Consider the following 26,362-nt stretch of genomic DNA (forward strand, 5'->3'; position numbering starts at 1 on the left):
AAAGGGAAGATCCCTTTGCTTTTTTTATGGACAAAATGAAGCTGGAAGTTATTTTTTTGCCTATTTTTGAATATAAAAAGAATGTACATGCTTTGTTAGTGGAAGGGGGGAGTATGTTGATAGAGTTTCGTAATGTAAATAAATATTATGGTAACTTTCAAGTTTTGAAAAATATTAATGTGCAAGTGAAAAAAGGAGAAGTGGTAGTAGTTGTCGGGCCTTCAGGATCAGGAAAAAGTACATTGCTTCGATGTATAAATCAATTAGAGGCAATTACAGATGGAGAATTAATTGTACAAAATACAGAGGTACACAATAAAAAAACGGACATGAATGAATTGCGGCGAAATATTGGGATGGTCTTTCAACATTTTTATTTATACCCACATAAAACAGTTCTGCAAAATATTACATTAGCACCGATTAAAGTAAATAAAGTTTCCAAAGAAGAAGCAGAGAAAACAGCAATGTTTTATTTAGAGAAAGTAGGAATCCCGGAGAAGGCTAATGTATATCCGCATCAATTATCCGGAGGACAACAGCAAAGGGTAGCAATTGCTAGAGGACTTGCGATGCAGCCGGAAATTATGCTGTTCGATGAGCCTACGTCTGCTCTTGATCCAGAGATGATTGGAGAGGTACTTGATGTTATGAAAGCGCTGGCTAAAGAAGGGATGACAATGGTCGTTGTCACTCATGAAATGGGATTTGCGCGAGAAGTAGCAGATCGGATTTTATTTATGGATGATGGTCAAATTATTGAAGATACAACACCGGCGCAATTTTTTGTACATCCTGAACAAGAAAGAGCTCGTTTATTTTTAAGTCGGGTGCTAAATCATTAGAGGAGGAATTTCATGCTTAAAATGAAAAAATTATTTACTTTAATCGTATTTTCATGTTTATTCGTGCTTGTTGTTGCTGGATGCGGAAGTAAGAAAGATGAGGCAAAGGAAACAAATACGAAGCAAGGCGGGGCTGTTGAGCAAATTAAGAAACGAGGGAAATTAGTAGTTGGGGTGAAGAATGATACGAATTTATTTGGATTAAAAAATCCTTCAACAGGGCAGGTAGAAGGATTCGATGTTGATGTCGCGAAGGCACTTGCGAAAAAGATTCTTGGAGATGAAAAGAAGCTAGAGCTGAAAGAAGTAACGTCTAAAACACGTATTCCAATGCTGAAAAATGGTGATATTGATGCAATTATTGCAACAATGACAATTACGGAAGAACGCAAAAAAGAAGTGGATTTTTCAGATGTATATTTTAAAGCAGGACAATCGTTACTTGTGAAAAAAGGAAGCAATATTAAGAGTGTCGATGATATAAAACAAGGCGTTAAAGTATTAGCTGTAAAAGGATCAACATCTACAAATAACATTCGTCAAAAGTCACCAGAAGCGACTGTATTAGAATTTGAAAATTATAGTGAAGCATTTACAGCGTTAAAGGCAGGTAAAGGTGATGTGTTAACGACAGATAATGCGATCCTTTACGGAATGGCAAAACAAGATTCTAATTATGAAGTAGTAGGAAAAATTTTCACAGATGAACCGTACGGAATTGCAGTGCAAAAAGGGGCAGATGATTTAACGAAAGAGATTAATACTTTAATTAAAGACATGAAAGCAAGCGGGGAGTATGACAAATTATATGAGAAATGGATTGGACAAAAACCAGAAAAATAGATAGTAAAAGTGGGAGGATGAGAGTACTCATCCTCTTCTTGTAAAGAAAGAGGGGAGAATATGTGCCTGATTTTTCTATATTAACGAATAACATTGATATGTATTTAGAAGGATTTAAATATACAGTTATGTCTAGTGTAATTGCATTGATAGGCAGTTTTATTTTAGGAGTAATTTTGGCAGTAATGCGTATTGCACCTATTCGTATTTTAAATTGGATAGGATCTGCTTTTGTGGAGTTTGTAAGAAATATTCCACTCGTATTAATTGCATTTATATTCTATTTTGCTTTACCTGTAATAGGAATTACTTTAAATGGTTTTGTAGCAGGAACAGTTACGCTTACGGTATATACGGCAGCTTTTATTGCAGAAGTAATTCGTGCTGGTATTTTATCAGTTGCGAAAGGGCAAATGGAAGCAGCTCGCTCTTCAGGGCTAACGTATGTGCAGGCGATGTATTATGTTGTCTTACCCCAAGCTGTGAAAATTGTAATTCCCCCTTTAGGAAACCAATTTCTCAATTTAGTTAAAAACTCCTCAATACTTGGAATTATTGCTGGTGCTGATTTAATGTATCAAGGCGATTTAATTTCAACGAAGACGTTTGTTACGTTTGATGTTTATATATTTGTCGGGATGTTTTATTTAATATTAACAATTCCGCTCAGTATGCTAGTGCGTTATTTAGAAAAACGCTTGGCAAAGGGGGCGGTGTAAATGGATTTCAAGGGAGCAATTACAGGAGATCATATTCTATTTTTATTAAAAGGATTACTTATAACATTAGAGGTAGCGCTTGTAGCAATTGTACTTAGCTTTATTATTGGTAGTGTAATAGGGATATTGCGCTACATGAAAATACCTGTCGTCTCACAAGTATTAGGAATTATCGTTGAAGTAATTCGAAATTTACCACTACTTTTAATTATATTTTTCACGTATTTTGCACTTCCAGAAGCAGGCTTGAAATTAGAAATTATAACAGCAACAATTGTTGCTTTAACAATATTTGAAGCAGCAATGATATCTGAAATTGTTAGAAGTGGTCTATTGTCTATTGAAAAAGGGCAGGTTGAAGCCGCAAGATCTTCGGGATTAACGTATGTTCAAGCGCTTTGGCATATTATTTTGCCACAAGCATTAAGGAGAATGGTTCCGCCGCTTGTCAGTCAATTTATTTCATTGCTGAAGGATACGTCGCTAGCGGTTGTTATATCACTCCCTGAGCTTATGCATAATGCTCAAATTATTAGCGGGCAAAATGTGAATTACATGATTCCAACATTTATATTAGTAGCTTGTATGTACTTTATCGTAAATTATAGTTTATCAATTTTATCCAGAAGATTAGAACTCAGTTAACCCTTACAATATATGTGAGGGTTTTTTCCTTGATTATCCTTATTTTCCTCTAAATAGAATCTAAATCTTGCGATAATTAGATTTTTTACATTATTTTATCAGAAAAGTTTTAATTTTATATAGAAATTGTAATCGCTTTCGTGTATATTTTTATTATCAGAAAATTTTAACAAGATATAGGGGTATGGTAGGGGGAGGATTTAGATGCAGCAACCAACGAATGAGAAATTACATCGCACGATGAAGAGTAGACATTTATTTATGATCGCACTTGGTGGTGTAATCGGAACTGGTTTTTTCTTAGGTTCAGGTTACACTATTAATCAGGCTGGACCAGGGGGAGCCATCCTTTCATATTTAGTAGGCGGATTTATTATGTATTTAACAATGCTTTGTCTTGGAGAGTTAACGGTAGCGATGCCGGTTTCAGGATCTTTCCAAAAGTATGCAACGAAGTTTATTGGACCAGGAACGGGCTTTATGATTGGCTGGTTATACTGGCTCGGCTGGGCAGTAACAGTGGGTCTAGAATTAACGTCAATCGGTTTAATGATGAAAAGATGGTTTCCAAATGTTGATGTTTGGGTATGGTGTCTCGTATTCGGCGTTATTTTATATGCTTCAAACGCAATTTCGGCGAAAAGTTATGCTGAATTAGAATTTTGGTTCTCTAGTATTAAAGTAGTGACAATTCTTGCGTTTGTTGTTCTTGGTGGTGGTGCATTATTAGGGTTTATATCATATGACGGAAAAGAAGCAGCACCTCTTTTCTCTAACTTTGTAAGCGATGGTGGACTTTTCCCGAATGGACTAGCTGCCGTATTACTTACAATGATTACAGTTAACTTCTCGTTCCAAGGAACAGAGTTAATCGGAATTGCAGCGGGAGAAAGTGAAAATCCAGAAAAAACAATTCCACGTGCGATCCGTAATACAGTATGGCGCATTATGTTATTCTTCATTTTAACAATGACAATTTTAGTAGGGTTAATTTCTTGGAAAGAAGCAGGGGTAATTGAAAGTCCATTCGTAGTCGTATTTGATAAAATCGGTATTCCATACGCAGCTGATATTATGAACTTCGTTATTATTACAGCGTTACTATCTGTAGCGAATTCAGGATTATATGCGGCAACTCGTATATTATGGTCACTTGCAAATGAAGGAATGGCACCAACTTCTTTCAAGAAAGTAAATAAACGTGGTATTCCAATTACAGCGTTAGTTGTAACGATTGCGGTAGCTGGATTATCCCTATTCACAAGTTTCCTTGCTGAAGATACAGTATACATGTACTTATTATCGATAGCTGGTTTATCGGCTGTTTCAAGTTGGATCATTATTGCTCTATCGCAACTTCGCTTTAGAAGTCAGTATATAAAAGGCGGAGGAAAGTTAGAGGACTTAAAGTATAGAACACCACTATACCCGATTGTTCCAATTTTAGCTTTAATTACAAATAGCATCGTTGTTATTAGTTTAGCGTTTATTCCTGAACAAAGAATGGCATTATACTGCGGTATTCCATTTATCATTTTCTGCTATATATATTATTATTATATTAGTAAGAAACGGCAGAAACCGATGAAAGTGGAGATGGACAAAACAAATGAAACTAACAATCAAACACGATGATATAGAAGCAGATTTATCGTATGGTCAATTAGCGATTGGAAAAGAAAATGGATATTCACCGTTACAATTACTCATTTCTTCTATCGCAGGATGTAGTGCAATTGTCTTTCGAACAATTTTAGAAAAGAAACGTATTACATACGATACGTTTACGATGGAAACTGAAATTGGTAGAAGTGAAGCTTTATCAAAACCAGTTGAAAGTGTTCATTTGCACTATAAAATTAAAGCACAAAACATTACAGAAGAGCAGTTGGACAAGGCGCTGCAACTTGCAGTGAAAAATTGTACGATTGTTCAATCGGTAAAAGATAGTATAAAAGTTACGGAAACAATTGAACTAATAAAGTGAAACATAAAAACGTGAGATCCGTATTCTCACGTTTTTATGTTTTAGAAAGAGGGGAAAGTGTAATGGACTGTTTGGGTTGTAAATTAGCAAACGAAGAGGAAAAAATATATAAAGTATATGAAGATGACTATGTAACGTGCTTTTTAGATCATGCACCTTTCTATCCGGGGCATACTTTAATTGTGCCGAAGCAGCATGTGTTAGAAGTAGACGAATTAGATGATGTTGTAGCAAAATCAATTATGGATGCTTCTAAGATTATTACAAAAGCGATTAAGTCAGTATATGAACCGGACGGAATTACAATTTGTCAGAATGGTGGAATATTTAACGAACTCACGCACTATCATATGCATGTTGTCCCGAGATATAAAGAGCGCTCATTTGCTGAGTTTTATACGGTACAACCGGGAGAAAAGAAGAGTTATAACTTTGAAGAGACAAAGAATTTGTTAAAAGAAGCGATAGAACAAATACTGCTTACTGAAAAGGTGTAAGTGTGATGTTCTTAATGGAATAGGCAGGAAAATTCTAATAAACAAAAGCTCAATTTCTCAGTTAAAATAGAGAAATTGAGCTTTTGTTTATTCTATTATTAAATTTTATCTATAAAAAGATTTTTCAGTGTCACAAAGTATATTGCTCATTCGTTATATAGAATGAGAGGAGGAATTATATGAAAGGTACAAACAATGATTACGAAAAGATGGAAGAGCTATACGAGTTGTATGAACAAAAAATTTATTATGTAGCTTATTCTATTTTAAATAATATTCAGCAGGCAGAAGATGCAGTTCAAGAGACGTTTATTACTCTTTATAAGAACTTGGAAAAGCTCCATATCTTGAACACGCAAGAGCTTAAATGCTACATTTTGAGGGTTGCGAAAAACAAGGCGATTGATAGTTACCGGAAAAACAAACGACATGAAACATTTTTAGAAGAATATGAAAGAGAATCTGTAGAAGCAGTAGATGAAAATATTGAAGAGTGGGAAAAACGTAAAATGTCTGAGGTTCAAATTGATGCATTGCTAAAAGAGTTAAACGAATCTAATAGACAGGTGTTTAAGTACAAAGTCTTCTATAACTTAACGTATCAAGAAATTTCAAGTGTCATGGGGATTACGGAGGCTAATGTCCGCAAGCAGTTTGAACGCGCTCGAAAACGAGTCCAAAATATGATAGGAGGTATACAACATGACGAATTCAAAGAACTCCAAAGAAATATATGAACTTGCTGAAAAAATTGCTTTAGATGATTTTGATAAATCCGAAGAACAACATGAATTTTCACATACATATACGCGCAAAAAGAAACTGTTTATGGAGGAAATGAAGCTGAAGGGCGAGCGACCACAGAAAAAGAGTAAAAGACATCGTATGTTAATCGCTGCTGCCTGCTTATTGATTGGTATGCCGACAACCGTTTTTGGTGCAGTAAAAGTCTATAATATGATTGTTCAAAAACAAAATTATGAAGTAAATGTGTCGGTAACAAATAAGGACACGAAAAAGGCTGATAAGTGGTATAAGCTGAAAATTGATAAATTACCAGAAAATATGGAAGCAATTGATGACTCTGCTATGAAATATTCATTTAAAGATAACGACGCAAATGGAGGCTTTTCATTTAGTCTTTGGAGAGTAGGGGAAAATGCGGACTTTCAAACTTTATATTCAAAAAGCTACGAAGAAAAAGAGATAGGTGGCAAGAAAGCAGTAATTGTTCATAAAGAAACTGGAAACAACAATGTAATGTTTGATAGGAAGGTCTTTCTCTTTTTTGAGAAAGAAGGGATTATGTTAGAAAGTTTTATTGGATCAGTTATAAATGAAGAACAAATGATAGATGTCTTAGGGAATATTTCACTTGAGCCCACGTCAAAAGAAAAGGCATCACATATATCAAATTATGATAAAAAGTATTTTAGCCAAGCGGATGAACCTAAAAAATCTAAAGTGATTCCTTTGAAAAAAGATAGCAAACGACTATTTCATATAGGGCAAAAGGTTCCAGTAACGATATCTATGGATAACAGCCAAATTGAATATGTGATAGAAAAAGTTGAAGTTTTTGATTCGATTAAAGATTTTAAAAAAGAGAACTTTAATGAACTTGGCCTAGGGATATTAAGCAAGAAGAAGGCTTTAGATCAGACGGGAAAACTGCTATCGTACAGACGGGATGTATATAAATTAGGGAATGGTAAAGATTCAATTGATACATTAGTAGATTCGCAATTAGTTAATGTTAAATTTGTCTACTTGACAACAACAGTGAGAAATATTGGTAAACAGGAGACAGAAGAAATCTATATGCATCCATCCATAAAGCAGCTTAAATTTGAAGGGAATGCATGGAAATACGCTAAAGAAGAGGGAATGGATGCAACGCGTATTATGACGGGAGAAGTTGATTATTTAGAGCCTCACGGAGATGGGAAAAGCTTCTACAATATTGGCAGTATCCGACCAGGAGAAACGGTAAAAGTTAACTTAGGTTACTTTGTAGATGAAGATAAACTAGATTCAATCTTTTTGGATGCTTTCCATTACAGAGGGAATGGAAGTACTGAAAATATGAATGCGTCATATCGTTGGTGGATTGATATTCGTCAACAGTCAAAACAATAGGAACAAATACACAAAAAGCTGCTTATATTTAGCAGCTTTTTTCGTCTTCATACATATGTAAAATTTCTTTCGCACGTATACGTAAACCATCTATCAATTCTTTCGGTTCTAAAACTTTTGCATCTTTTCCAAGTCTATAAAATAAAGGAGTAATAAAGTTAATCTCACCTTTATCAATTGTTGAATTTATATATCCTGTCCCATCCTCGTTTACTATAACGAATTCCTCAAGATAAGGAACGCTTTTACATTGGCGTACGCCTTCTGTTGTCAGTAAAACATGTAACTGAGTAGGACTGTGTACTACGTTAGAGTTAGAGGCAAACCACTCTTCTAAATTCATGAATGTATCCTCATTTTCTTCCGTTGATAATATAGAAAGAATACGATCGATACGATACAGTAATACTTTTTTCCTATCATAGTCATAGGACGGTAAGTACCATAGCCCGTCATGAGCATATACACCGATAGGATGAACATGTTTTGTTTTTACCCCGGATTTAGATTCGTATTGAAAGTGTAAATTTTTATTTTCAATCGCCGCTGTTAACACTTCGTTTAAAAGTGGTGTATCAATTGTTCTCTTCGGATTCCAAAAGGCGATATAAGAACGTATTTTATCAACTTTCGCTTTCGCATCATGTTGTAGGGAGCTATATAGTTTATGTGTAACGGAATTTATTTCTGTGTTAAAAGGTAAGTCTCTGTAGTAGCTTAAAGATTGAAAGGCAAAAAAGATGGAGACTGCTTCTTCTTCGGTAAATAAAATAGGCGGAATTACTCTATTCGTTAATACTTTATATCCTCCGTTGCGACCTTGTTCAGCGTAAATGGGTAATCCCATATCACTTAAATCTAAAATATATCTATGGACAGTACGAACGGAAATATTAAATTCATCGGCTATTTCTTGAGCTGTAAATGCTTTTTTTGCAGAAGCAAATATAAGAATATCTAATAAGCGTTTAGCTTTTGACAAATGTATCACCTTTTTTCTTTTTAAACATGACATAAATTGTCGTGTTTTATTGTTAGTATATTGTTTACAGCATAATGTTATCAAGATGAGATGTAAGGAGGAAAAAATATGTCACGTGAAATAGTTTTATTTATAGCCGCTAGCTTGGATGGATATATTGCGAAAGAAGATGATGATTTACAGTGGTTAATGGAAACCGAAGGAGAGGGAGATAACGGTTATACAGAAATGTATGAAACAATTGATACAATAATAATGGGAAAGAGAACGTATGATTATGTAGTAGAGCATACAGAGACATTCCCGTATTTAGATAAAAAATGTTATGTGTTTTCTAATTCAGAAAAAGGCACGAACGGACATGTAGAGTTTGTAAATGAAGATGTAGTGGAGTTTACAAAAAGGTTAAAAGCACAAGATGGATCTAAAATATGGATGGTTGGTGGAGGAGAGCTACTGAGAGAATTCTTTAAAAATAATCTAATTGATGAATATATTGTTACGATTACACCGCATATATTAGGCTCAGGTGTCCCATTATTTAAAGAAAAGAATCCAGAAATTAATTTAACTTTAACGGATACGAAACGTTTTGGGCAATTTGTAAATTTATATTATAAAGTAAAATGATAAAGAAACACGACTACTGATGATAGTCGTGTTTCTTTATAGATGGTAATGAAATTATAAAGCAAGACCCGTGATTGACTTCACTCGTTACTGTAATATTCCCGCCGTGTAGCTCTACAATTTCCTTCACGATAGATAGTCCTAAACCAGTTCCACCTGTAGCTCGTGATCTAGCTTTATCAACACGATAAAAGCGGTCGAAAATGTGAGGGAGGTCTTCAGGAGGAATGCCTTCGCCTTCATCTTCAATTGTAATGGAGATACGTTTATGTTCTTCTGTAATAGAAATGTTTATATGAGAATGTTCTTTTGAATGTCTATAAGCGTTATTTAAAATGTTTACTATAACTTGTTCAAATCGCTGTTCATCTAAGTTTACTAGCAGTGTAGGAGAACAAGAGAAAGAAACTTTAATGTATCTTTCTTTATACATGGCGTTTACTTTTTCAGCTATGCGAGTAAGGAAGGTGTGTAAATGCACTTCCTTTACTTGAATAGAAAAGTTATGTTGCTCCATTTGTGCAAGTGAAAATAAATCTTGAACTAAGTTTGTAATGTAATCAGACTCATCTTTTATAATTGATAAATATCGCAAACGTTGCTCAGGAGAGGTGCTTTCTTTTAAAGCAATGTCAGCATAGCCTCGTACGTATGTTAAAGGTGTTCGTAATTCGTGAGCAACACTTGCTAGAAATTCACTTCGCTCTGTTTTCATATAATGTAAATCATTTGCGAGCGTTTGAATAGATGATGCTAGTTCACCAATTTCATCATTTCGAGTAGTCGTTAACGAAACGGACAAATCGCCTTTACTCATTTTTTCAGTGGCATGTTTCATGTGTAACAATGGTTTTGTTAATAAACGTGATAATAGGAAAATTGTGATGACTGTGAGTAGAAACGTGATGATACCAGCAATAATGAATTGTTTCGTTAATCCATTAACCAACTTTTCAATTGATTCTGTTCCAAGAAACATGTACACATAGCCTTTATGTTTTCCATCTACCACAATGGGGCTAACTGTACATATATAATTAGATGTTTTCCAATGATTTTCTATAATCGCTCCATTATGGTCTGTTCGAGTTTGCATTTTACTAATATGATCGTTTATAGTCGTGTTTATTTCGTTAGATTTAGCTAGTATTTTTTTATTTGTATTTGTAATAGCGACAGTTGTTTCAGCTTCAGATTCCATTAATGCTACGTGAGAGATGGTTTGTTCATCATAATATTTTTCAAGTACATCCCGGTGACTATTTCCTCGCTTCAATAAAGCCGTCATTTCTTCATTTACTCTAGTGTTTACGAGGCTATAATAAAGCAAAATAAAGAGAACACTTTCAATTAAAATTGTAACAATTAAAAAATAAAATCCGAATTGAATAGAAATTCGCTTCATTGTTTCGCTCCTAAATATTCGGTATCAACCCACCTATAACCTACCCCATACACAGTTTTTAAATGATGATCAATAGGGAAATTTGCTTTTCGCAATTTATCACGCAAATTACGAATATGTGAATCGATTGTGCGATCTTCTGTATTTGTGTTTAATCCCCAAATTCGTTCAATGAGCTGATCACGGCTTAATACATAATTCACATGGCGTAAAAATAACCCGAGTAAAGAGAATTCGATCGGTGTGAGAAGAAGTTCTTCATTATGTACAGAAGCGAAGTGTTTTGTTTCATCCCATACAATACCGTGATATTGGATTTGTTTATGTTCATTTGTACGTCTTAAAACGGCTTCAATTCTTGCGAAAAGTTCTTCTTCATGGAAAGGTTTCGTTACGTAATCATCCGCTCCGAGTTTTAATCCTTGGATGACATCTACTGTTTGATCACGAGCGGTAACCATAATAATAGGAACGTTACTAAATGAACGGATTCTTTTGCACGTTTCCCATCCGTCCATCTTTGGCATCATAATATCGAGTAAAACAAATTTAAAGTTTCGATTTTCTATATGTAAAATAGCTTCTTCTCCGGAAGTCGCACATACGCAGTTATATCCAATTGGAGTAAGATAAAGCGTTAATAATTCAAGCATTCTCGGTTCATCGTCTACGAGCAGTATATCAATCATAGAGAGCCCTCCATATTTATAATCGTTACTTAAAGTGTAATGCAAAATCATGAAGAAATGGTGCAGATTATGATGTGTCTGCATAATTTCTTCAGAATTGCTTGTTATTGTGGAGTTGAAATGACATTTTGGGTAATCATATTGGCTCAAAAATGATTAATACGGAGGCGGTATAGTGAAAAAAATGACCCGAATTTTTGGGATAACAATAATTACAGCAGTTGGTCTTGCTGCATGTGGGCAAACGAATACAGACCATAAAAATCATGAATCTACAAAAGAGAAGAAAACAGAGCAAAAGGAAATGAAAATGAATCAGGAAGTAACCGCGCCAAAAGAAATGAACCAAGGGGCATCGAATGATTTATTAACGACAAGTCTAAAAAATGTAACGAGGTTAAATACAAATGACCCCCTAAAAATGGCAGTGTTAACTTCGCAAACGATATGGCCAGCAACCCATAAAGAGAACCAGCCAGGTGCTGTTATTTTAGTACCAGTGAGCGAGTGGCAATTAGGTATTGCGAGTGCAGACCTTATTCATCATCCGAATAACGGACCGATTTTATTTATAGAAAAAGAAAAGATACCAGAAATGACGTTAAAAGAAATAAAACGATTAAATCCAATCGGAACGAGAGATGGAACACAAATTATGGTGATGGGGGATGTAGGTACTAGCGCGCTTGAACAATTAAAAGGTTATAAAGTAAAACAAATAAAAGAAACGAACCCAGCTATATTTGCGAAAGATGTTGATAAGGAGTATGCCGATATAACAGGAAGCTACCCAAATAGTGTTATTATCGGTTCGTCTGAAGAAGAAGGACGTTTATATACAACCCCCGCTGTAAACTGGATTTCTCATATGCCGGAACCACTACTCTATACAGAAAAGAATAAAGTGCCAGAAGCGACAATAGAGGCATTAAAGATGAGAAAAGATAAAGCAAATATATATTTACTAGGACCAGAAAAAATTGTTTCAAAAGAAGTAGAAAAAGAGTTAAGCAAATACGGGAAAGTAACGCGTATTTGCGGTGAGAATCCAACAGAAAATTCTATCGCATTTGCGAAGTTTAAAGATGAAAAAACAAAATTTGGCTGGGGATTCACAAAACCTGGTCACGGTTTATCATTTGTTTCAAGCAAAACACCAGATTTAGCAGTTGCTGGGGCATCTTTTTCACATATGGGTAAACACGCACCTGTTGTCTTGTTAGAAGAAGGGAAAGCTTCACAACCAGTGTATGACTTCCTTGCTACTATTCAGCCGAAGTTTAAAGATGATCCAACACTTGGACCATATAATCATGGCTTCTTATTAGGAAGTACGAGTGATATTTCATTTGAAACACAAGGAATACTAGATGAGAGGTTAGAAATTGTTCAGGAAAGTGGTCAAGGACACGGTGGACATTAATGAAATGAGAAAAGACGCTACTGATAGCGTCTTTTTTTATTTTCCTCGACAAAATATGACAAAAAAGTTGTAACTGTTTCTGTTATGATAGTTTCGGAAATCTTACATTTTACATAATCGGAGGAAAAGAAATGTATAAAAAATTGGGTACTATTGCTTTAACAGGTGCACTTGCTTTTAGTTTAGCTGCTTGTGGTGAAACTGAAGTTAAAGAAGTGAGTAAAAACGATGCTCCTAAACAGGCTGAAAAGAAAGATAAAAAGGAAAAAGCTGAAAGCAAGATTTATAAAATTGGAGATACGGTAGAAGTTAATGGCCTACAACTTACTTTCAGTTCAGCTAAATTCGTTGAGCCTAACGAATACGTAAAAGCTGAAAAAGGGAAAGTACTAGAAATCGCTTTTAATGCTAAAAATAATGGCAAAAAAGATATATATTTTGGAACTTCTGAATTAAAAATTGCTGATACTAACGGCAACCAATTCAAAGAGTACTTTGGTGGGGAAAATACGTTTATAAACGAAAATATTGCGCCAGGTAACCAAATTACAAACAAAATGTTATTTGATGTACCAGAAGGCGATAAGTTTGTTGGTACATTTAAACCTACATTTACATTTGACGAGAAATCAGTGAAATTTGAATTTGAAGTTGCTAAATAAGGAGAGATTAAGATGAAAAGAACAGCTGAATTTGTATTAGGTCTTATTGGAGGTATTTTTGGTATTATTTGTGCATTTGTTGCTTTATTAATCGGCGGTATGGGAGCTGCTTTTGAAGCTGATGGAGCAAATACTGTTATTGGCTTAGGTTGGGGGGCTGTGGCTCTATCAATCTTAGGAATTGTTGGATCTGTTATGGTAAGAAGTAAAGCGAAGGTTGGCGGTATTATGATGACTGTGGCTGCTATCGGTGGATTTATTTGTATTTCTATAATTTACTTATTACCAGGCGTATTATTATTAATCGGTGGATTAATGGGCATATTCCGTAAGGATAAAGCAACTGTATCTGCATAAAATGAGCACTCGAAAGAGTGCTTTTACTAATTTCATTAAATTAGCATAAACTCCTCTAATCCTAAACCCTCCAAACTAAACCTCATATATGAAGTGGAAATATCCATAGAAATGTAAATGAATTCCTTGAGTAGCTAATATCTTGATCCTTGGACTACTCAATTAAATGAGCTGAATTACATGTGCATTTTTCATCCATCCAAACAAAGTTCTCTTCATTTGACATACGGTAGAATCCGAAATCGTTGTACGTTAAATCAACAATAGGTGATAGTATATTTAAAGTCTTCCTGATATTCTAGGAAAAGAAGCTACGAAGGTAACATCTTTTTTAGGAAACTTTTACATAGCAAAAAATCTTCTACTCGTTATATAATAGCTTTCGTGCAGTCGGCTAGATTTTCTTATGGAGAAAATCAAATTATAAAGGAGTAGAGGAGTGGTATTTTGTTTCAAACGATAAAAAATGACTGGTTTTCTAATGTGAGAGGGGACGTGTTATCAGGAATTGTCGTTGCTTTAGCATTAATCCCTGAAGCGATAGCCTTCTCTGTTATTGCAGGCGTGGATCCGACAGTTGGACTATACGCAGCCTTTTGTATTGCGGTTACTATTTCATTTGTTGGCGGAAGAACTGGAATGATTTCAGCTGCAACAGGTGCAATGGCATTATTAATGGTAACGCTTGTTAAAGATCATGGTTTGCAATATTTATTTGCTACAACAATATTAACAGGTATCGTCCAAATTATTTTTGGCGTGTTCAAACTGAGCTCATTTATGAAGTTTGTTCCGAAATCTGTTATGAGTGGTTTTTTAAATTCACTTGGAATTTTAGTTTTTACAGCGCAATTACCGCATTTTAAAAATGCAACTTGGCAAATGTATGCACTCGTTGTATTAGGACTTGCAATTATATATTTATTTCCACGTATTACAACGGCTGTACCTTCTACGCTTATTTCAATTATTATTGTGACGAGTATTGCACTTATGAGCGGATTACAGTTGAAAACAGTAGGGGATATGGGAAGCCTACCGAAAGAATTACCGTTCTTTAGTATTCCTGATGTGCCATTTACATTAGAAACATTAGGGATTATTTTACCTTATGCAGTTATGCTTGCAATCATTGGTTTACTAGAGTCTTTATTAACAGCTTCAGTTTTAGATGATATGACGCATACAGAAAGTAATAAGCATAAAGAGGCACGCGGACAAGGGATCGCAAACATCGTTGCTGGATTTTTCGGAGGAATGGCAGGATGTGCAATGATCGGTCAATCTGTTATTAATATTAAATCAGGTGGACGAGGTCGCCTATCAACATTTGTAGCGGGCGGATTTTTAATCGTATTACTATTCGTTTTAGGAGATTATGTCGTTCATATTCCGATGGCAGCTTTAGTTGCGGTTATGATTATGGTTTCAATCGGAACGTTTGATTGGAACTCTGTAACAACGATTCATAAAGTACCAAAAGGAAACGCATTTGTTATGATTGTAACAGTTGTGATTGTCTTAATTACACATAATTTAGCATTAGGTGTAATTATCGGAACAGTAATTAGTGCGGTGTTATTTGCATTCAATATGGCAAAGATTCACGTGAAACATTTATATATTGAAAATAAGAAAATATACGAAATTCACGGTCAACTTTTCTTTGCATCTACAGCCGATTTCATAAATAATTTTTCATTTAATGAAGATGTAAAAGAAATTGAAATGAATTTTACTCATGCGCACGTATGGGATGATTCAGCAGTGGCATCAATTGATAAAGTTATCATGAAGTATGAACAAAGTGGTGTGAAAGTAAGTATAACAGGATTAAATGAACGTAGCTCAAAACTTGTTGCAAATTTAGCTACTTATAATAAAAGAATTGCTAGTTAAAAGCCTCCTTTTTAGGGGGCTTTATTATATAATACGAGTAGGATAACGAAAAGGGGATTCAGCATATGTACAAACAAATTATATTAGCATGTGACGGTTCTGAACATGCACTTCGAGCAGCGGAACATGCAACATATATTGCGAAATATAGCAAAGAAACAAATGTTGAAGTTGTGTACGTAGTAGATAATAGAACGGCAAAATCAGATATTATACAAGGTCAAACAGATTTAGAAACAATATCGGCTAGTCGAAAAGATAAATTAAAAGAGATTGAAGTTTTATTAAAGAAAGAGAACATTTCTTATAAAATTACGATATTACATGGTGATCCTGGAGATACAATTGTTCAATATGTAAATACAGGAGATATAGATCTTGTTATTGCTGGAAGCAGAGGGCTAAATACATTGCAAGAGATGGTGCTTGGTAGTGTAAGTCATAAAATAGCAAAACGAGTGAAATGTCCGGTGATGATTATAAAATGAAATAGAATGTAACGAAGACCTTAGGATAACTGAGGTCTTTTTTATGTATAAATGACTCTTATTTGTGGAAATAATAGATATATAAGTTGAAAAGATGTTAACTTACAAATTTGTAAGTTAGTTGTTAGAGAAATCGATGTTATGAAATTTTTCCCATTGGTAAAATAAAAGTATCACAGGGGAGATAGGGAGGATGGAAGCAATGAAATCATTTCAAAATTTGTCATATAGTCAAGGGGTAAGCTTAATTTGTCTAGGGGGATTTGCTGCATCTGTTACGTTAGCTGTTTTAATAAAGGTGTTTCATCAAATTTTTTAATATTAGAGTAGGGAAGGAATTGGTTGTTATCATTAGTAGGAACAGCAATGAAAATAAAAAATAGCTCTTAGCATGTATGTAGATGCTAAGAGCTATTTTTATGATTATTTTTCTACTTCTGGCTTCTCACTTGTTACAGTAACGTCTTTCCAATGTGAAGTTATTTGATTCACTTCAGTGTTGACATCATAATTTTTTACGCGCTTATTAACACCTGTTAAATCAAATGTGTAATGAATTGGAATCATCGGTGCTTCGTCATGAATTAATTTTTGCCATTTATCGTATACTTCTTTACGATATTTTTCATCAGTAGCTTTTTCTGATAATCCTGCGTCTAATAACTTCGTATTTTCATCATTTACCCAGCGCTGGTAGTTGAATCCGGCATTTTTTCCCCATAGGCCAGAAAGGTCAGGGTCAGAGCCAGTGTTCCAAGCACCGGCAAAAATATCAACCTTCGGATCATCTTTTTTAATCATGTCACGCATAGCATTAAATTCGTGTAAGCGTCCATCAACAAGTTCTACTTTTAAGCCGATATCTTTCCAAGATTGAATGTAGAATTTAGCCAGCGGTTCACTTGTTTCACTACCACTACTAGTTAAGAAGTTAATCTTCAATTCATTACCTTTTGGATCTTCACGGAATCCATCACCATTTTTATCTTTATACCCAGCTTCATCTAATAGTTTTTTCGCTTTATTTACATCGAAATTATACGCACCAACATCATTATTATGGTACTTTGGCATAGATGGTGGAATTGGAGAGTTAGCTGGAACGCGAAGTCCGTGATATACTTTCTCTCCTAATTTTTCTCTATCAATTGCATGTGCCATCGCTTGACGTAAACGAACGTCTTTGAACTTATCGTTATCCATTACAGCTTCATTCTTTGCTTTGTCCATATGTCCGAACTTAAATCCGATATAAGTGTAAGCAAGGTCAGTTTTACCAATTAGTTGTGTGTTTTTTAATTTACTTACGTTCGGATATTGATCAGCAGTAATTGCTGCAATATCAATATCACCTTTTTTCAGAGATGCACTAACAATAGATGGATTTACAACTTTTAATGTTACATTTTTCAGCTTAGGTTTGCCGCCCCAGTAATCATCAAAACGCTCATACTCAACTGATTCACCAGGAACGATTTTCTTCACTTTAAATGGACCGAATCCAATTGGATTTTGACGGATTTTATCTGATTCAGCTAGTTTTTCAATTGGTACATCCCCTAAATATTTTTTAGGTGTAGGATATGTCCAAATACCAGTTTTTAGTGAAGGGTTTACTTCTTTATAAGTAATGGAAATTGTTTTTGGATCGACTACTTTAATACCAGAAATTTTGTCAGCTTTTCCAGTGTGATATTCTTCCATACCTTCAATCATTTGCATTTGTGTATCGTAACGGATACCTGTATATTTACTATTACCAATAATTAAGTAAGAATATTCTAAATCCTCAGCTGTTACAGGGTTACCATCGTGCCATTTTACATTATCTTTAATCTTAATTGTAATTGTTTTTTTATCTTCAGAGATTGTATAAGTTGCAGCACCGTCATTTGTAATTTCCCAGTTTTTATCTGTAGCTAATAATTGTTCATCAAAGAAATCCATAATCTCTGAATCTGGAGCAACTTCATACAATACTCTACTTAAAACACCAGCGAAAGGTGAATTTGAAACGAGTCCATAAGTTAATGATCCGTCTTTAATTTCTTTACCGTCATTTTTTACAGCAGCACTAAATTTATTTGTTTCTACTTTTTTTGTGTTTGCCTTTTTACTACCGCTATCAGCACCACCACATGCAGATAGTAATAATGTTGAAGCAGCAAGTGTACTTAATACTTTGTACAGTTTCGGTTTGTTCATAACTTCTCCACCCCTTATCCTTTTCTTTGTCTCGCATCAGCCGCACGCTTTAACGCTTGACCAATAAAATTTATACACAGCATCAACACTAAAATCATGATTGATGCGGGTAACCAAATCCACCATTTTTCTTGCAATACATCTGGGTTTGTTGCGTAACTTACAAGTGTACCAAGACTCGGTGTACTTTCTGGTAGACCAAATCCTAAGTAAGTCAAACTAGATTCAATCCCGATGTTACCAGCAAGATTTAATGTAATATTTACGATAATAATAGAACTTAAATTAGGTAATATTTGCTGGAAGATAATCTTCCAATTTGGTGTTCCTAACGTTTTGGATGCAGATACGTAATCAAGTTCTTTCTCAGTTAATACTTTAGAGCGTATAAGCCTTGCTTTTCCGACCCATAAGAAAGCCGTCATTATGAGAATAAATGTAGTAATATTGAAAGTTGGAACAAGTGAAATAAATACGATAACAATCATTAAGAATGGTAAAATCATCATAAAGTCGATAAAACGCATGATGATGTTATCGACAACTCCTCCAAAATAGCCAGCAATTAGTCCCATCGTAAGACCGATAAGGGTTGATAAAAGAGTGATAGCTAAACCAACTGTAAAGGAGTTACGTGTACCAATAATTAGTTGTCCGAAAATATCGCGACCTCCATAATCAGTTCCTAACCAATGTTCAGCGGTAGGAGGATCATAAATGGCGAACAGATCGACTCGGACGATATCTTCTTGCTTCATAATAAATGAAGTTGTGTAAACGGCTATTAATATTAAAGCTAAAAAGAATAGAGAAAACATTGCTAGTTTATCTTTACGAAATTCTCGCCACATAATGGAGAAACCAGAAGGGCTCTTTTCGTAATGAATGACTTCAGTTTGTTTTTCAGGATTTGCTAACATAACGTTTCTTCACCTCCATTAATCAATACGAATACGTGGATCAACGATGCTTAGAATAATATCGGAAAGAAGAGTCCCGAGTAGCGTTGCGAATCCAGTAAATAATACAAGAGCAGTTACGACACTGAAATCACGTTGAGTGATAGATTGGAAAAAGAGTTGTCCAATTCCTGGATAGCCGAAAATATTTTCTAGAATAATAGAGCCCCCGACTAAACCTGTAATTTCATATCCTAAAAATGCTGCGATTGGTAAAAATGAATTTCGTAAAATATGTCTGGAATATACTTTAGATTCTGGTACACCTTTTGCTTTTACCGTGCGTACAAAATCTTTATGTTTCGTATCGATAATTTCACTTCGTAAATATTGTACGGTTCCTACTGTGCCAATTAATGCCCCAGATAAAGCTGGTAAAATCATATGATTTAATTTACTTAAATAATAATCAAATGATCCGGCCGCCACTTGTGGATCAACGCTACCACTTGTAGGGAAGATTGGGTATAAAAAGCCGAATAAGAATAACATTACTAATCCAAAAATAAATAGGGGTGTACCAAATCCTAAAAAGTTATAGAGTGTAATGAGTCGATCAGCCCACGTATCATTCCAACGTCCACTTATAACGCCAAGTGGAATGGCGATTAAATAAGTAAGAATAAGAATTAGAAGAGCTAACAGCACTGTATTACCAAGGCGTTCCCCAATAATATCTGTTACTTGTATTTTATGTGCGTAAGAAATACCGAAATCTCCTTGTACGGCATTTGAAATCCACCTTACATATTGTGTGGGAATAGGATCATTTAACCCAAGTTTCTCACGTTGTTCTTCAATTACTTTTGGATCGGCTTTTGGGTTTGCTAGTTCAGCGCCACTTAATGCATCACCTGGCATTGCTTTAGCAAGTGTAAAGACGAGTACGCTTAATATGAATAATTGTGGTATCATAACTAAAATCCGGCGTAATATAAATTTCCACATGTTTTATCACTCCCTTATGGTAATGCCACCCGGTGAGTTGGCGAGATTGGTTTTAAATCGTAAGCACGTCCATTTTCATTGAAATAATTTTCATATGATTTTTCGTACTCAGCGCTTACTTCACGACGCAATTTACGTTGTTGCTCGCGGTTTTCTGGACGAATATCAGGAATAGCTGATATTAGACGCTTCGTATAGATGTGCTGTGGATTATTATAAATTTCAGCACTAGTTGCTTCTTCCACAATGCGCCCGCGATACATAACACCGATACGGTCACACATATGGCGAATTACGCCTAAATCATGACTAATAAATAAGTATGTTAGTCCGAGTTCAGATTGTAAATCTTGTAAGAAGTTTAAAACTTGAGCTTGTACCGACACGTCAAGTGCAGATACAGGTTCATCTGCGATAATAAGCTTCGGTTTTAGTGTAAGTGCGCGTGCAATACCAATCCGCTGTCTTTGTCCACCGGAAAATTCATGTGGATATTTATAAATAGACTCCGGATTTAAGCCAACTTTATCAAGGTAATCTTGAACAGCTCTACGCTCTTCATCAGGTGAGAGTTTCTCAAAATTCCGAAGTGGTTCAGCGATAATATCCATAACACGTTTCTTCGGGTTTAAGGATGAATAAGGATCTTGAAAAATCATCTGAATATCTTTTCTTTGTTCTCTTAGTTCTGAGCGACTTAATTTTGTTAAATCTTTATTATTAAAATGAATGCTACCGCCAGTTGCTTTTGTTAAGTGCATAATTGCTTTTCCAGTTGTTGATTTGCCACTCCCAGATTCCCCAACGATTCCGTACGTTTCGCCAGGTTGTAGTTCGAAGCTTACGCCATCAACAGCGCGAACGTAATCTAATGTACGACCGAAAACACCACCTTTAATTGGAAAGTGTACTTTTAAATCTTCTACTTTAAGCAGTGCCATGAGTTACGTCATCTCCTTTCTTATGTTGGAAGTTGAAATGTTTGTAGCAAGTGCAACGTACCCAATGGTCTGGATTTACTTCATGTAAAACGGGATTTTCTTCATGTTGATCAGGTCTAATCCATGGAATCCGTGCTTGGAATCGACAACCTGTGCGAGGTAACTTAGCTAATGTCGGTACAACGCCTTGAATAACATGTAATTTTTCTTTTTCAGCAGATGTAGACGGGATTGAATTTAATAAGGAACGAGTATATGGATGAAGAGGGTTATTAAAGATCTCTTCGACTGTTCCTGTTTCTACAACTTGTCCTGCATACATAACGACAATACGATCAGCGGTTTCGGCAACGACGCTTAAATCGTGTGTAATTAAGATGATGCCCATTTTCGTTTGTTCTTGAATGGAACGTAATAAATCTAAAATTTGCGCTTGAATTGTTACATCTAGAGCGGTTGTAGGCTCATCTGCAATAATGAGTCCGGGCTTACAAGCAATTGCAATTGCGATAACAATTCTTTGTCTCATTCCGCCAGATAATTCGTGTGGGTATTGTTTATATGTAAGTTCTGGTTTTGGAATACCAACTTGATGGAGTAGTTCTAAGGTGCGTTCTTTTTTTTCTACTTTTGAAAGACTTGTATGGTAGTCTAAGTTTTCTTCGATTTGTTTTCCAACTGTCATAAGAGGATCGAGTGCTGTAAGGGGTTCTTGGAAAATCATACCGATATTTGAACCGCGTACTTTATTTATTTCGGCGGTTGACATGCTTAGTAAGTCCTTATCTCTATAGTGAATCTGCCCTTGTAATTTTGTATTTGCCTCATTATGCAGTCGCATAATAGAAAGGGCAAGTGCACTTTTTCCGCATCCTGACTCACCAACGATAGCAACAATTTCATTTTCATGAACAGTTAAGGATACATTATCAACTGCTGCATGATACTGATCTTGTATACGAAAGGAAGTTTGCAAGTTTTCAATACGAAGAAGTGGATTCTTCATGGCTATCCCTCCATCTTTTCTGAAAAGACTAAATATTTTGTATGTTGTTATTTTAATATAAAATGACAATGTTTGACAAGTGTGAGTTGAGAAAATATTCAAAAATCTTTTTATATAAAAGTAGAATGCAGTTTTATTAGGTGTTGAAGTGCTTTGGAAGCGCTAACACATATGTAAGAGAGAAATGAATCTTTTGGAAGAAAAAAGTATTATATGTAGAAAAAAGAGAGACATTCTGGAAAGAATGGCCTCTCTTTTTTGATAAGTATAATATTTGTACCTAAGCTTGCTTTTGTTTTGTTGACCCTGTATTTAAAGTAAGGGCAAGGAAGAACATTGCAAGTATGCAAGATGCAAGTAATAAGATGAATCCGCCATCCCATCCGAATGCATCTACGATAAAGCCCATAGCGGCACTAGCGAAAGCAGCTCCGCCTAAGTAACCGAAGAATCCAGTTAAGCCTGCTGCAGTTCCAGCAGCTTTCTTTGGTGCTAAATCTAGAGCGTGTAGACCAATTAACATAACCGGTCCGTAAATTAAAAATCCAATTGCGACAAGTGCGATACTATCAACCATTGGATTACCAGGAGGATTTAACCAGTAAACAAGAACTGCGATAAATACACCAACCATAAATAAAATACCAGCAGGTGCACGACGTCCTTTAAATAGTTTATCACTCATCCATCCGCAAAGAAGTGTACCTGGAATACCAGCCCATTCATATAGAGCGTAAGCAGTACGTGAGCTACTATGAGTAAAGCTTTTTTCTTCTACTAAATAAGTAGGGGCCCAGTCTACAACGCCGTAACGTACGAAATACACGAAAACGTTCGCAATAGCGATGTACCATAAAAATTTATTGTTTAGTACGTATTTAAATAAAATTTCTTTTGCCGAAAGTTCGCGTTCGCGATCTTTTATTTTCTCATCTGGTGGATATTCTCCAGTATGCTCTTCAATAGAAGGTAGTCCACAAGATTGAGGCGTATCTTTCATCGTAATTAATACATAAATACCAACTAAAATTGAAAGAATACCTGGGAAGTAAAAAATACTTTTCCAGTCATTTGCAAAGAAGTATAAGCCTAATGTTACAAGAGAAGGCATAAGCGCGCCGCCGACATTATGAGCGACGTTCCAAATAGACATTTTTGTACCACGTTCGCTAATAGAGAACCAGTGAACCATCGTACGACCACAAGGAGGCCAGCCCATACCTTGTACCCATCCATTTAAAAACTGAAGTACAAACATAAGTATAATGCTCGTTGTAATGAAAGAAAATGAGCCGAAAATAATATTAATGATACCTGATAAAAATAGCCCAGCTGCTAAAAAGTAGCGAGGATTACAACGATCGGATACGATACCCATCAAGAATTTACTTAATCCGTAAGCGATAGATACTGCCGAAAGGATAACCCCAAGTTCCCCTTTACTAAAGCCTTGTTCGATTAAGTATGGCATTGCTAGTGAAAAGTTTTTTCGAACAAAGTAGTAACCTGCATAACCGATGAAGATACCTAAGAATACTTGTAAACGTAATTTACGGTATTCGCTATCAACGCGATCAGCTGGTAAGCGTTCCGCGTGGGGCGCAGGTTTAAATAATTGTGTGAAAAACATAAAATGAAAATCCTCCCCTAATTAATTCGAAGCGTTTTAAGACAGAGAATACAAAAAGGCCATGAAATATAAAAAAGTTTCCTTTTTTATGATTCATAGCCGTGTACTCCGTTTCTCCGTGACTGTCAATATTAACTTCGTCGAAAATTATACAACTTTGTGACAAAAATGTAAACGTTTTTATGAATAAAAGTATTGACGAATTTTGTTCGTGGGATTAATATTTAAATACGTTAAATATTTTATTGTTTAAATAAGAGGTGGATAACATGCCAAATGATATGACGCATATCGATAAAATTCAAGCTCTTGCCTTTTCGATTGGAAAGAAAATGCAGACGGAGTTATTAGAACAAATGCAAGCAACAGGACTTACACCACCGCAGTTTTATATTTTAAAGATTTTAGATCATTATGGGGCTTCAAGAGCGACAACATTAGCAAAAAAGATGTATGTGAAGCCTAGCGCGATTACAGTGATGATTGATCGTCTAATCGATCAAGAACTTGTAGAACGCTATCACGACAAAGATGACCGTCGTGTTGTCATCATCGAGTTAACGAAAAAGGGGAAAGCTAGAGTAGAAGAGGCAATGACAGCTCGCAACGAGCATATTGCAAAATACTTTTCACATTTAGAGTTGCAAGAAAGAGAAGATTTATTACGTCTCTTTGAGAAGTTAGAAACCATTATTTGCGGGACACAAGAGAAAAAAGAGAATAACTAAGAGGAATTGAGGAGATTACATGGAGCAACAAGAAAATCAAAATAGAAAGTTGTTGTTAATCGGTTTAGTAATCGCGATGCTATTTGCTGCATTAGATGGAACAATTGTTGGTACAGCAATGCCACGTATCGTCGGTGACCTAGGCGGATTAAGTTTAATGACATGGTTAACGACAGCTTATATGTTAACATCAACGACAGTTGTACCAATTGCAGGTAAATTAGCGGATTTACTTGGTCGTCGTAACGTATATATAACAGGGCTAGTTATTTTCATGATTGGTTCGGCGTTATGTGGTATGGCGAATGGTATGACGGAATTAATTATTTTCCGTGGTATTCAAGGTCTTGGTGGCGGTATTATGATGCCAATGGCTATGATTATTATTGGAGATATGTTCACGGGAAAAGAACGTGCGAAATGGCAAGGTATTTTTGGTGCGTTATACGGTCTTGCTTCTGTAATTGGACCGCAAGTTGGTGGTTGGATTGTAGATGCAGTGAACTGGAGATGGGTATTCTACATTAACTTACCGGTTGGTATTTTAGCAACAATCTTTATTGCAATGGGATTAAAATCACATAAACAAACAGGACCAATTAAAATTGATATCGCTGGAATCTTTACGATGATTCTAGGTGTTGTAAGTTTATTACTTGCGCTAACGTTTGGCGGAAAAGATTATGCATGGGATTCTTGGCAAATTATCGGTTTATTCGCACTAGCTGTAATTGGTATCGTTAGCTTTGTTATTGTTGAAACGAAAGCTGAAGAGCCGATTTTACCAATGCATTTCTTTAAAAATCGCACATTTACAATACTGAATGCGATTGGATTCTTTATGAGTATTGGAATGTTCGGCGCGATTATGTTCGTACCATTCTTCATGCAAGGTATTGTAGGAGTAAGTGCTGCTGAATCAGGAACAATTATGACTCCAATGATGATTACAATGATTGTAATGAGTATTATCGGTGGGCAACTTGTATTAAAAGTTGGTGTAAAACCACAAATTATCGCAGGTATGCTTATTATGGCCGGTGGTTTCTGGTTATTAACAACGATGGATATGCACACAACGAAGCTTACAGCTACTTCTTATATGATGGTTATCGGTTTAGGAATGGGTCTTGTAATGCCGACATTAACATTAGCGTTACAAGAAAGCTTCCCGAAAAAAGACCTTGGTGTCGTAACGTCATCAAGTCAGTTCTTCCGTCAAATTGGTGGAACATTTGGTATTACAATTTTAGGATCAATTATGAATAACACTTCAGGTACAACGTTAACAAATAAATTAGTACCTGTATTAGATACATTCCCGAAAGAAGCGGGACAAATGGTAACGAAATTTAAAGATATGATTCACACAGATCCACAAGGTTTATATTCGATGCTATTTAGCCCAGAGGCATTAAAACAAATGCCAGAAGCATTCGCTAACAGCATTGTACCTATTTTGAAAAACTCTTTAGTAGACTCGCTTCATACTGTATTCTTAACAGGATTAGTATTTATCGTAGTAGGTGCCATCTTTACGATTTTCTTACAAAAAATTAAACTATCAGATCGTAAAAAAGATGCTGAAGAGCCTGCTGTAGAAGAAAAAGAAAAAACTGTATCATACTCGTAATGAAGAAGCATCGCCTTATGGCGGTGCTTTTTTGAGTATAACCTTAAAAGCTTTTTAGTGAGAAATGATTGACGTATTTTTAGAAATACGTTATATTATTTT

At 35.3% G+C, this 26,362-nt stretch carries 27 protein-coding genes; 18 read left to right on the forward strand and 9 right to left on the reverse strand.

Translation table 11 applies throughout. The features are described 5' to 3' along the window. Nucleotides 1–26 precede the first annotated feature (26 nt). The 9 genes from JFU02_RS22675 to JFU02_RS22715 all read left to right on the forward strand — a co-directional run bounded on the left by JFU02_RS22675 (nt 27) and on the right by JFU02_RS22715 (nt 7,675). On the forward strand, nt 27–845 hold the full coding sequence (locus tag JFU02_RS22675; RefSeq protein ID WP_327896246.1) for an amino acid ABC transporter ATP-binding protein: 819 nt from the start codon (nt 27–29) through the stop codon (nt 843–845). A 12-nt stretch (nt 846–857) separates the two neighbouring features. After that, nucleotides 858–1,688, forward strand: coding sequence for a glutamine ABC transporter substrate-binding protein GlnH (gene glnH / locus JFU02_RS22680; protein WP_000916491.1), 831 nt, complete (start codon nt 858–860; stop codon nt 1,686–1,688). Between the two features lie 62 nt (nt 1,689–1,750). Continuing rightward, nucleotides 1,751–2,407, forward strand: coding sequence for an amino acid ABC transporter permease (locus JFU02_RS22685; protein ID WP_001112668.1), 657 nt, complete (start codon nt 1,751–1,753; stop codon nt 2,405–2,407). Then, nucleotides 2,408–3,052 (forward strand): amino acid ABC transporter permease, encoded by a 645-nt coding sequence (locus JFU02_RS22690; protein WP_000345973.1) that lies wholly within the window; start codon nt 2,408–2,410, stop codon nt 3,050–3,052. Nucleotides 3,053–3,256: 204 nt separating this feature from the next. Then, a complete protein-coding gene (locus tag JFU02_RS22695; protein WP_001187109.1) occupies nt 3,257–4,687 on the forward strand; it encodes an amino acid permease in 1,431 nt (476 codons plus the stop codon). Next, nucleotides 4,662–5,039, forward strand: a complete 378-nt coding sequence (locus JFU02_RS22700; RefSeq protein ID WP_201071669.1) for an OsmC family protein — start codon at nt 4,662–4,664, stop codon at nt 5,037–5,039. The genes JFU02_RS22695 and JFU02_RS22700 overlap by 26 nt, the downstream gene beginning before the upstream one ends. Before the next feature lie 62 nt (nt 5,040–5,101). Continuing rightward, nucleotides 5,102–5,536, forward strand: coding sequence for an HIT family protein (locus JFU02_RS22705; protein ID WP_000340514.1), 435 nt, complete (start codon nt 5,102–5,104; stop codon nt 5,534–5,536). 179 nt (nt 5,537–5,715) lie between these two features. Further along, on the forward strand, nt 5,716–6,273 hold the full coding sequence (locus JFU02_RS22710; protein WP_000679165.1) for an RNA polymerase sigma factor: 558 nt from the start codon (nt 5,716–5,718) through the stop codon (nt 6,271–6,273). Continuing rightward, entirely contained in the window at nt 6,239–7,675 is a 1,437-nt protein-coding gene (locus JFU02_RS22715; RefSeq protein WP_061668115.1) for a DUF4367 domain-containing protein, read from the forward strand. The genes JFU02_RS22710 and JFU02_RS22715 overlap by 35 nt, the downstream gene beginning before the upstream one ends. A 28-nt stretch (nt 7,676–7,703) precedes the next feature. Here the strand turns inward: JFU02_RS22715 and JFU02_RS22720 are convergent, their stop codons facing one another. Continuing rightward, entirely contained in the window at nt 7,704–8,690 is a 987-nt protein-coding gene (locus tag JFU02_RS22720; protein ID WP_061668116.1) for a helix-turn-helix transcriptional regulator, read from the reverse strand. Between the two features lie 75 nt (nt 8,691–8,765). Here JFU02_RS22720 and JFU02_RS22725 point away from each other — a divergent pair, with 75 nt between their 5' ends. Then, a complete protein-coding gene (locus tag JFU02_RS22725) occupies nt 8,766–9,287 on the forward strand; it encodes a dihydrofolate reductase family protein (protein WP_061668117.1) in 522 nt (173 codons plus the stop codon). 13 nt (nt 9,288–9,300) lie between these two features. Here the strand turns inward: JFU02_RS22725 and JFU02_RS22730 are convergent, their stop codons facing one another. Next, nucleotides 9,301–10,692 carry a sensor histidine kinase gene (locus tag JFU02_RS22730; RefSeq protein WP_201071671.1) on the reverse strand — a complete coding sequence of 464 codons (1,392 nt, stop codon included), beginning with the start codon at nt 10,690–10,692 and terminating at the stop codon, nt 9,301–9,303. Beyond that, nucleotides 10,689–11,381 (reverse strand): response regulator transcription factor, encoded by a 693-nt coding sequence (locus tag JFU02_RS22735; RefSeq protein ID WP_000565486.1) that lies wholly within the window; start codon nt 11,379–11,381, stop codon nt 10,689–10,691. Before JFU02_RS22735 ends, JFU02_RS22730 begins: the two co-directional genes overlap by 4 nt. 175 nt (nt 11,382–11,556) lie before the next feature. Between JFU02_RS22735 and JFU02_RS22740 the strand changes: the two genes are divergently transcribed. From JFU02_RS22740 to JFU02_RS22765, 6 genes are all read left to right on the forward strand, one after another. Continuing rightward, nucleotides 11,557–12,804: a cell wall-binding repeat-containing protein gene (locus tag JFU02_RS22740; protein WP_201071675.1), complete on the forward strand. Its 1,248-nt coding sequence runs from the start codon at nt 11,557–11,559 to the stop codon at nt 12,802–12,804. Between the two features lie 131 nt (nt 12,805–12,935). Then, nucleotides 12,936–13,466: a DUF4352 domain-containing protein gene (locus JFU02_RS22745; RefSeq protein ID WP_000277056.1), complete on the forward strand. Its 531-nt coding sequence runs from the start codon at nt 12,936–12,938 to the stop codon at nt 13,464–13,466. Nucleotides 13,467–13,478: 12 nt separating this feature from the next. Next, on the forward strand, nt 13,479–13,823 hold the full coding sequence (locus JFU02_RS22750; RefSeq protein WP_000831286.1) for a DUF4064 domain-containing protein: 345 nt from the start codon (nt 13,479–13,481) through the stop codon (nt 13,821–13,823). Nucleotides 13,824–14,270: 447 nt separating this feature from the next. Further along, a complete protein-coding gene (locus JFU02_RS22755) occupies nt 14,271–15,722 on the forward strand; it encodes a SulP family inorganic anion transporter (protein WP_061668121.1) in 1,452 nt (483 codons plus the stop codon). Nucleotides 15,723–15,787: 65 nt separating this feature from the next. Then, nucleotides 15,788–16,210, forward strand: a complete 423-nt coding sequence (locus tag JFU02_RS22760; RefSeq protein ID WP_061668122.1) for a universal stress protein — start codon at nt 15,788–15,790, stop codon at nt 16,208–16,210. A 202-nt stretch (nt 16,211–16,412) separates the two neighbouring features. Next, nucleotides 16,413–16,529: a DUF4027 family protein gene (locus tag JFU02_RS22765; RefSeq protein ID WP_000834733.1), complete on the forward strand. Its 117-nt coding sequence runs from the start codon at nt 16,413–16,415 to the stop codon at nt 16,527–16,529. 104 nt (nt 16,530–16,633) lie between these two features. Here the strand turns inward: JFU02_RS22765 and opp4A are convergent, their stop codons facing one another. The 6 genes from opp4A to glpT form a co-directional block, all read right to left on the reverse strand. Next, nucleotides 16,634–18,415: an oligopeptide ABC transporter substrate-binding protein gene (opp4A, locus tag JFU02_RS22770; RefSeq protein ID WP_061668123.1), complete on the reverse strand. Its 1,782-nt coding sequence runs from the start codon at nt 18,413–18,415 to the stop codon at nt 16,634–16,636. 14 nt (nt 18,416–18,429) lie between these two features. Then, nucleotides 18,430–19,335, reverse strand: coding sequence for an ABC transporter permease (locus tag JFU02_RS22775; protein WP_061668124.1), 906 nt, complete (start codon nt 19,333–19,335; stop codon nt 18,430–18,432). Nucleotides 19,336–19,353: 18 nt separating this feature from the next. Then, the gene (gene opp4B / locus JFU02_RS22780) at nt 19,354–20,322 is read right to left on the reverse strand and encodes an oligopeptide ABC transporter permease (protein WP_000265441.1); all 969 of its coding nucleotides are present in this window, start codon (nt 20,320–20,322) and stop codon (nt 19,354–19,356) included. Nucleotides 20,323–20,336: 14 nt separating this feature from the next. Next, the gene (locus JFU02_RS22785; RefSeq protein ID WP_061668125.1) at nt 20,337–21,263 is read right to left on the reverse strand and encodes an ABC transporter ATP-binding protein; all 927 of its coding nucleotides are present in this window, start codon (nt 21,261–21,263) and stop codon (nt 20,337–20,339) included. Next, nucleotides 21,250–22,269 carry an ABC transporter ATP-binding protein gene (locus tag JFU02_RS22790; RefSeq protein ID WP_061668126.1) on the reverse strand — a complete coding sequence of 340 codons (1,020 nt, stop codon included), beginning with the start codon at nt 22,267–22,269 and terminating at the stop codon, nt 21,250–21,252. The genes JFU02_RS22785 and JFU02_RS22790 overlap by 14 nt, the downstream gene beginning before the upstream one ends. A gap of 280 nt (nt 22,270–22,549) precedes the next feature. Then, nucleotides 22,550–23,899, reverse strand: coding sequence for a glycerol-3-phosphate transporter (glpT, locus tag JFU02_RS22795; protein ID WP_000466388.1), 1,350 nt, complete (start codon nt 23,897–23,899; stop codon nt 22,550–22,552). A 269-nt stretch (nt 23,900–24,168) separates the two neighbouring features. Between glpT and JFU02_RS22800 the strand changes: the two genes are divergently transcribed. Then, nucleotides 24,169–24,627, forward strand: coding sequence for a MarR family winged helix-turn-helix transcriptional regulator (locus JFU02_RS22800; RefSeq protein ID WP_001132365.1), 459 nt, complete (start codon nt 24,169–24,171; stop codon nt 24,625–24,627). A gap of 19 nt (nt 24,628–24,646) precedes the next feature. Then, nucleotides 24,647–26,260 (forward strand): MDR family MFS transporter, encoded by a 1,614-nt coding sequence (locus JFU02_RS22805; RefSeq protein WP_000437647.1) that lies wholly within the window; start codon nt 24,647–24,649, stop codon nt 26,258–26,260. Nucleotides 26,261–26,362: the final 102 nt, after the last annotated feature.

This window comes from Bacillus sp. TH13, from assembly GCF_016651175.1.
In the GTDB taxonomy this organism is placed as follows: Bacteria; Bacillota; Bacilli; order Bacillales; family Bacillaceae_G; genus Bacillus_A; species Bacillus_A thuringiensis_S.

What these genes read in the sequence shown, in the direction of transcription:
- JFU02_RS22675 (WP_327896246.1), top strand. Translation starts at nt 27, where the DNA reads ATGGACAAAATGAAGCTGGAAGTTATTTTTTTGCCTATTTTTGAATAT.
- glnH (WP_000916491.1), top strand. Translation starts at nt 858, where the DNA reads ATGCTTAAAATGAAAAAATTATTTACTTTAATCGTATTTTCATGTTTA.
- JFU02_RS22690 (WP_000345973.1), top strand. Translation starts at nt 2,408, where the DNA reads ATGGATTTCAAGGGAGCAATTACAGGAGATCATATTCTATTTTTATTA.
- JFU02_RS22695 (WP_001187109.1), top strand. Translation starts at nt 3,257, where the DNA reads ATGCAGCAACCAACGAATGAGAAATTACATCGCACGATGAAGAGTAGA.
- JFU02_RS22700 (WP_201071669.1), top strand. Translation starts at nt 4,662, where the DNA reads ATGAAACTAACAATCAAACACGATGATATAGAAGCAGATTTATCGTAT.
- JFU02_RS22705 (WP_000340514.1), top strand. Translation starts at nt 5,102, where the DNA reads ATGGACTGTTTGGGTTGTAAATTAGCAAACGAAGAGGAAAAAATATAT.
- JFU02_RS22710 (WP_000679165.1), top strand. Translation starts at nt 5,716, where the DNA reads ATGAAAGGTACAAACAATGATTACGAAAAGATGGAAGAGCTATACGAG.
- JFU02_RS22715 (WP_061668115.1), top strand. Translation starts at nt 6,239, where the DNA reads ATGACGAATTCAAAGAACTCCAAAGAAATATATGAACTTGCTGAAAAA.
- JFU02_RS22720 (WP_061668116.1), bottom strand. Translation starts at nt 8,690, where the DNA reads ATGTCATGTTTAAAAAGAAAAAAGGTGATACATTTGTCAAAAGCTAAA.
- JFU02_RS22725 (WP_061668117.1), top strand. Translation starts at nt 8,766, where the DNA reads ATGTCACGTGAAATAGTTTTATTTATAGCCGCTAGCTTGGATGGATAT.
- JFU02_RS22730 (WP_201071671.1), bottom strand. Translation starts at nt 10,692, where the DNA reads ATGAAGCGAATTTCTATTCAATTCGGATTTTATTTTTTAATTGTTACA.
- JFU02_RS22735 (WP_000565486.1), bottom strand. Translation starts at nt 11,381, where the DNA reads ATGATTGATATACTGCTCGTAGACGATGAACCGAGAATGCTTGAATTA.
- JFU02_RS22745 (WP_000277056.1), top strand. Translation starts at nt 12,936, where the DNA reads ATGTATAAAAAATTGGGTACTATTGCTTTAACAGGTGCACTTGCTTTT.
- JFU02_RS22750 (WP_000831286.1), top strand. Translation starts at nt 13,479, where the DNA reads ATGAAAAGAACAGCTGAATTTGTATTAGGTCTTATTGGAGGTATTTTT.
- JFU02_RS22760 (WP_061668122.1), top strand. Translation starts at nt 15,788, where the DNA reads ATGTACAAACAAATTATATTAGCATGTGACGGTTCTGAACATGCACTT.
- JFU02_RS22765 (WP_000834733.1), top strand. Translation starts at nt 16,413, where the DNA reads ATGAAATCATTTCAAAATTTGTCATATAGTCAAGGGGTAAGCTTAATT.
- opp4A (WP_061668123.1), bottom strand. Translation starts at nt 18,415, where the DNA reads ATGAACAAACCGAAACTGTACAAAGTATTAAGTACACTTGCTGCTTCA.
- JFU02_RS22775 (WP_061668124.1), bottom strand. Translation starts at nt 19,335, where the DNA reads ATGTTAGCAAATCCTGAAAAACAAACTGAAGTCATTCATTACGAAAAG.
- opp4B (WP_000265441.1), bottom strand. Translation starts at nt 20,322, where the DNA reads ATGTGGAAATTTATATTACGCCGGATTTTAGTTATGATACCACAATTA.
- JFU02_RS22785 (WP_061668125.1), bottom strand. Translation starts at nt 21,263, where the DNA reads ATGGCACTGCTTAAAGTAGAAGATTTAAAAGTACACTTTCCAATTAAA.
- JFU02_RS22790 (WP_061668126.1), bottom strand. Translation starts at nt 22,269, where the DNA reads ATGAAGAATCCACTTCTTCGTATTGAAAACTTGCAAACTTCCTTTCGT.
- glpT (WP_000466388.1), bottom strand. Translation starts at nt 23,899, where the DNA reads ATGTTTTTCACACAATTATTTAAACCTGCGCCCCACGCGGAACGCTTA.
- JFU02_RS22800 (WP_001132365.1), top strand. Translation starts at nt 24,169, where the DNA reads ATGCCAAATGATATGACGCATATCGATAAAATTCAAGCTCTTGCCTTT.
- JFU02_RS22805 (WP_000437647.1), top strand. Translation starts at nt 24,647, where the DNA reads ATGGAGCAACAAGAAAATCAAAATAGAAAGTTGTTGTTAATCGGTTTA.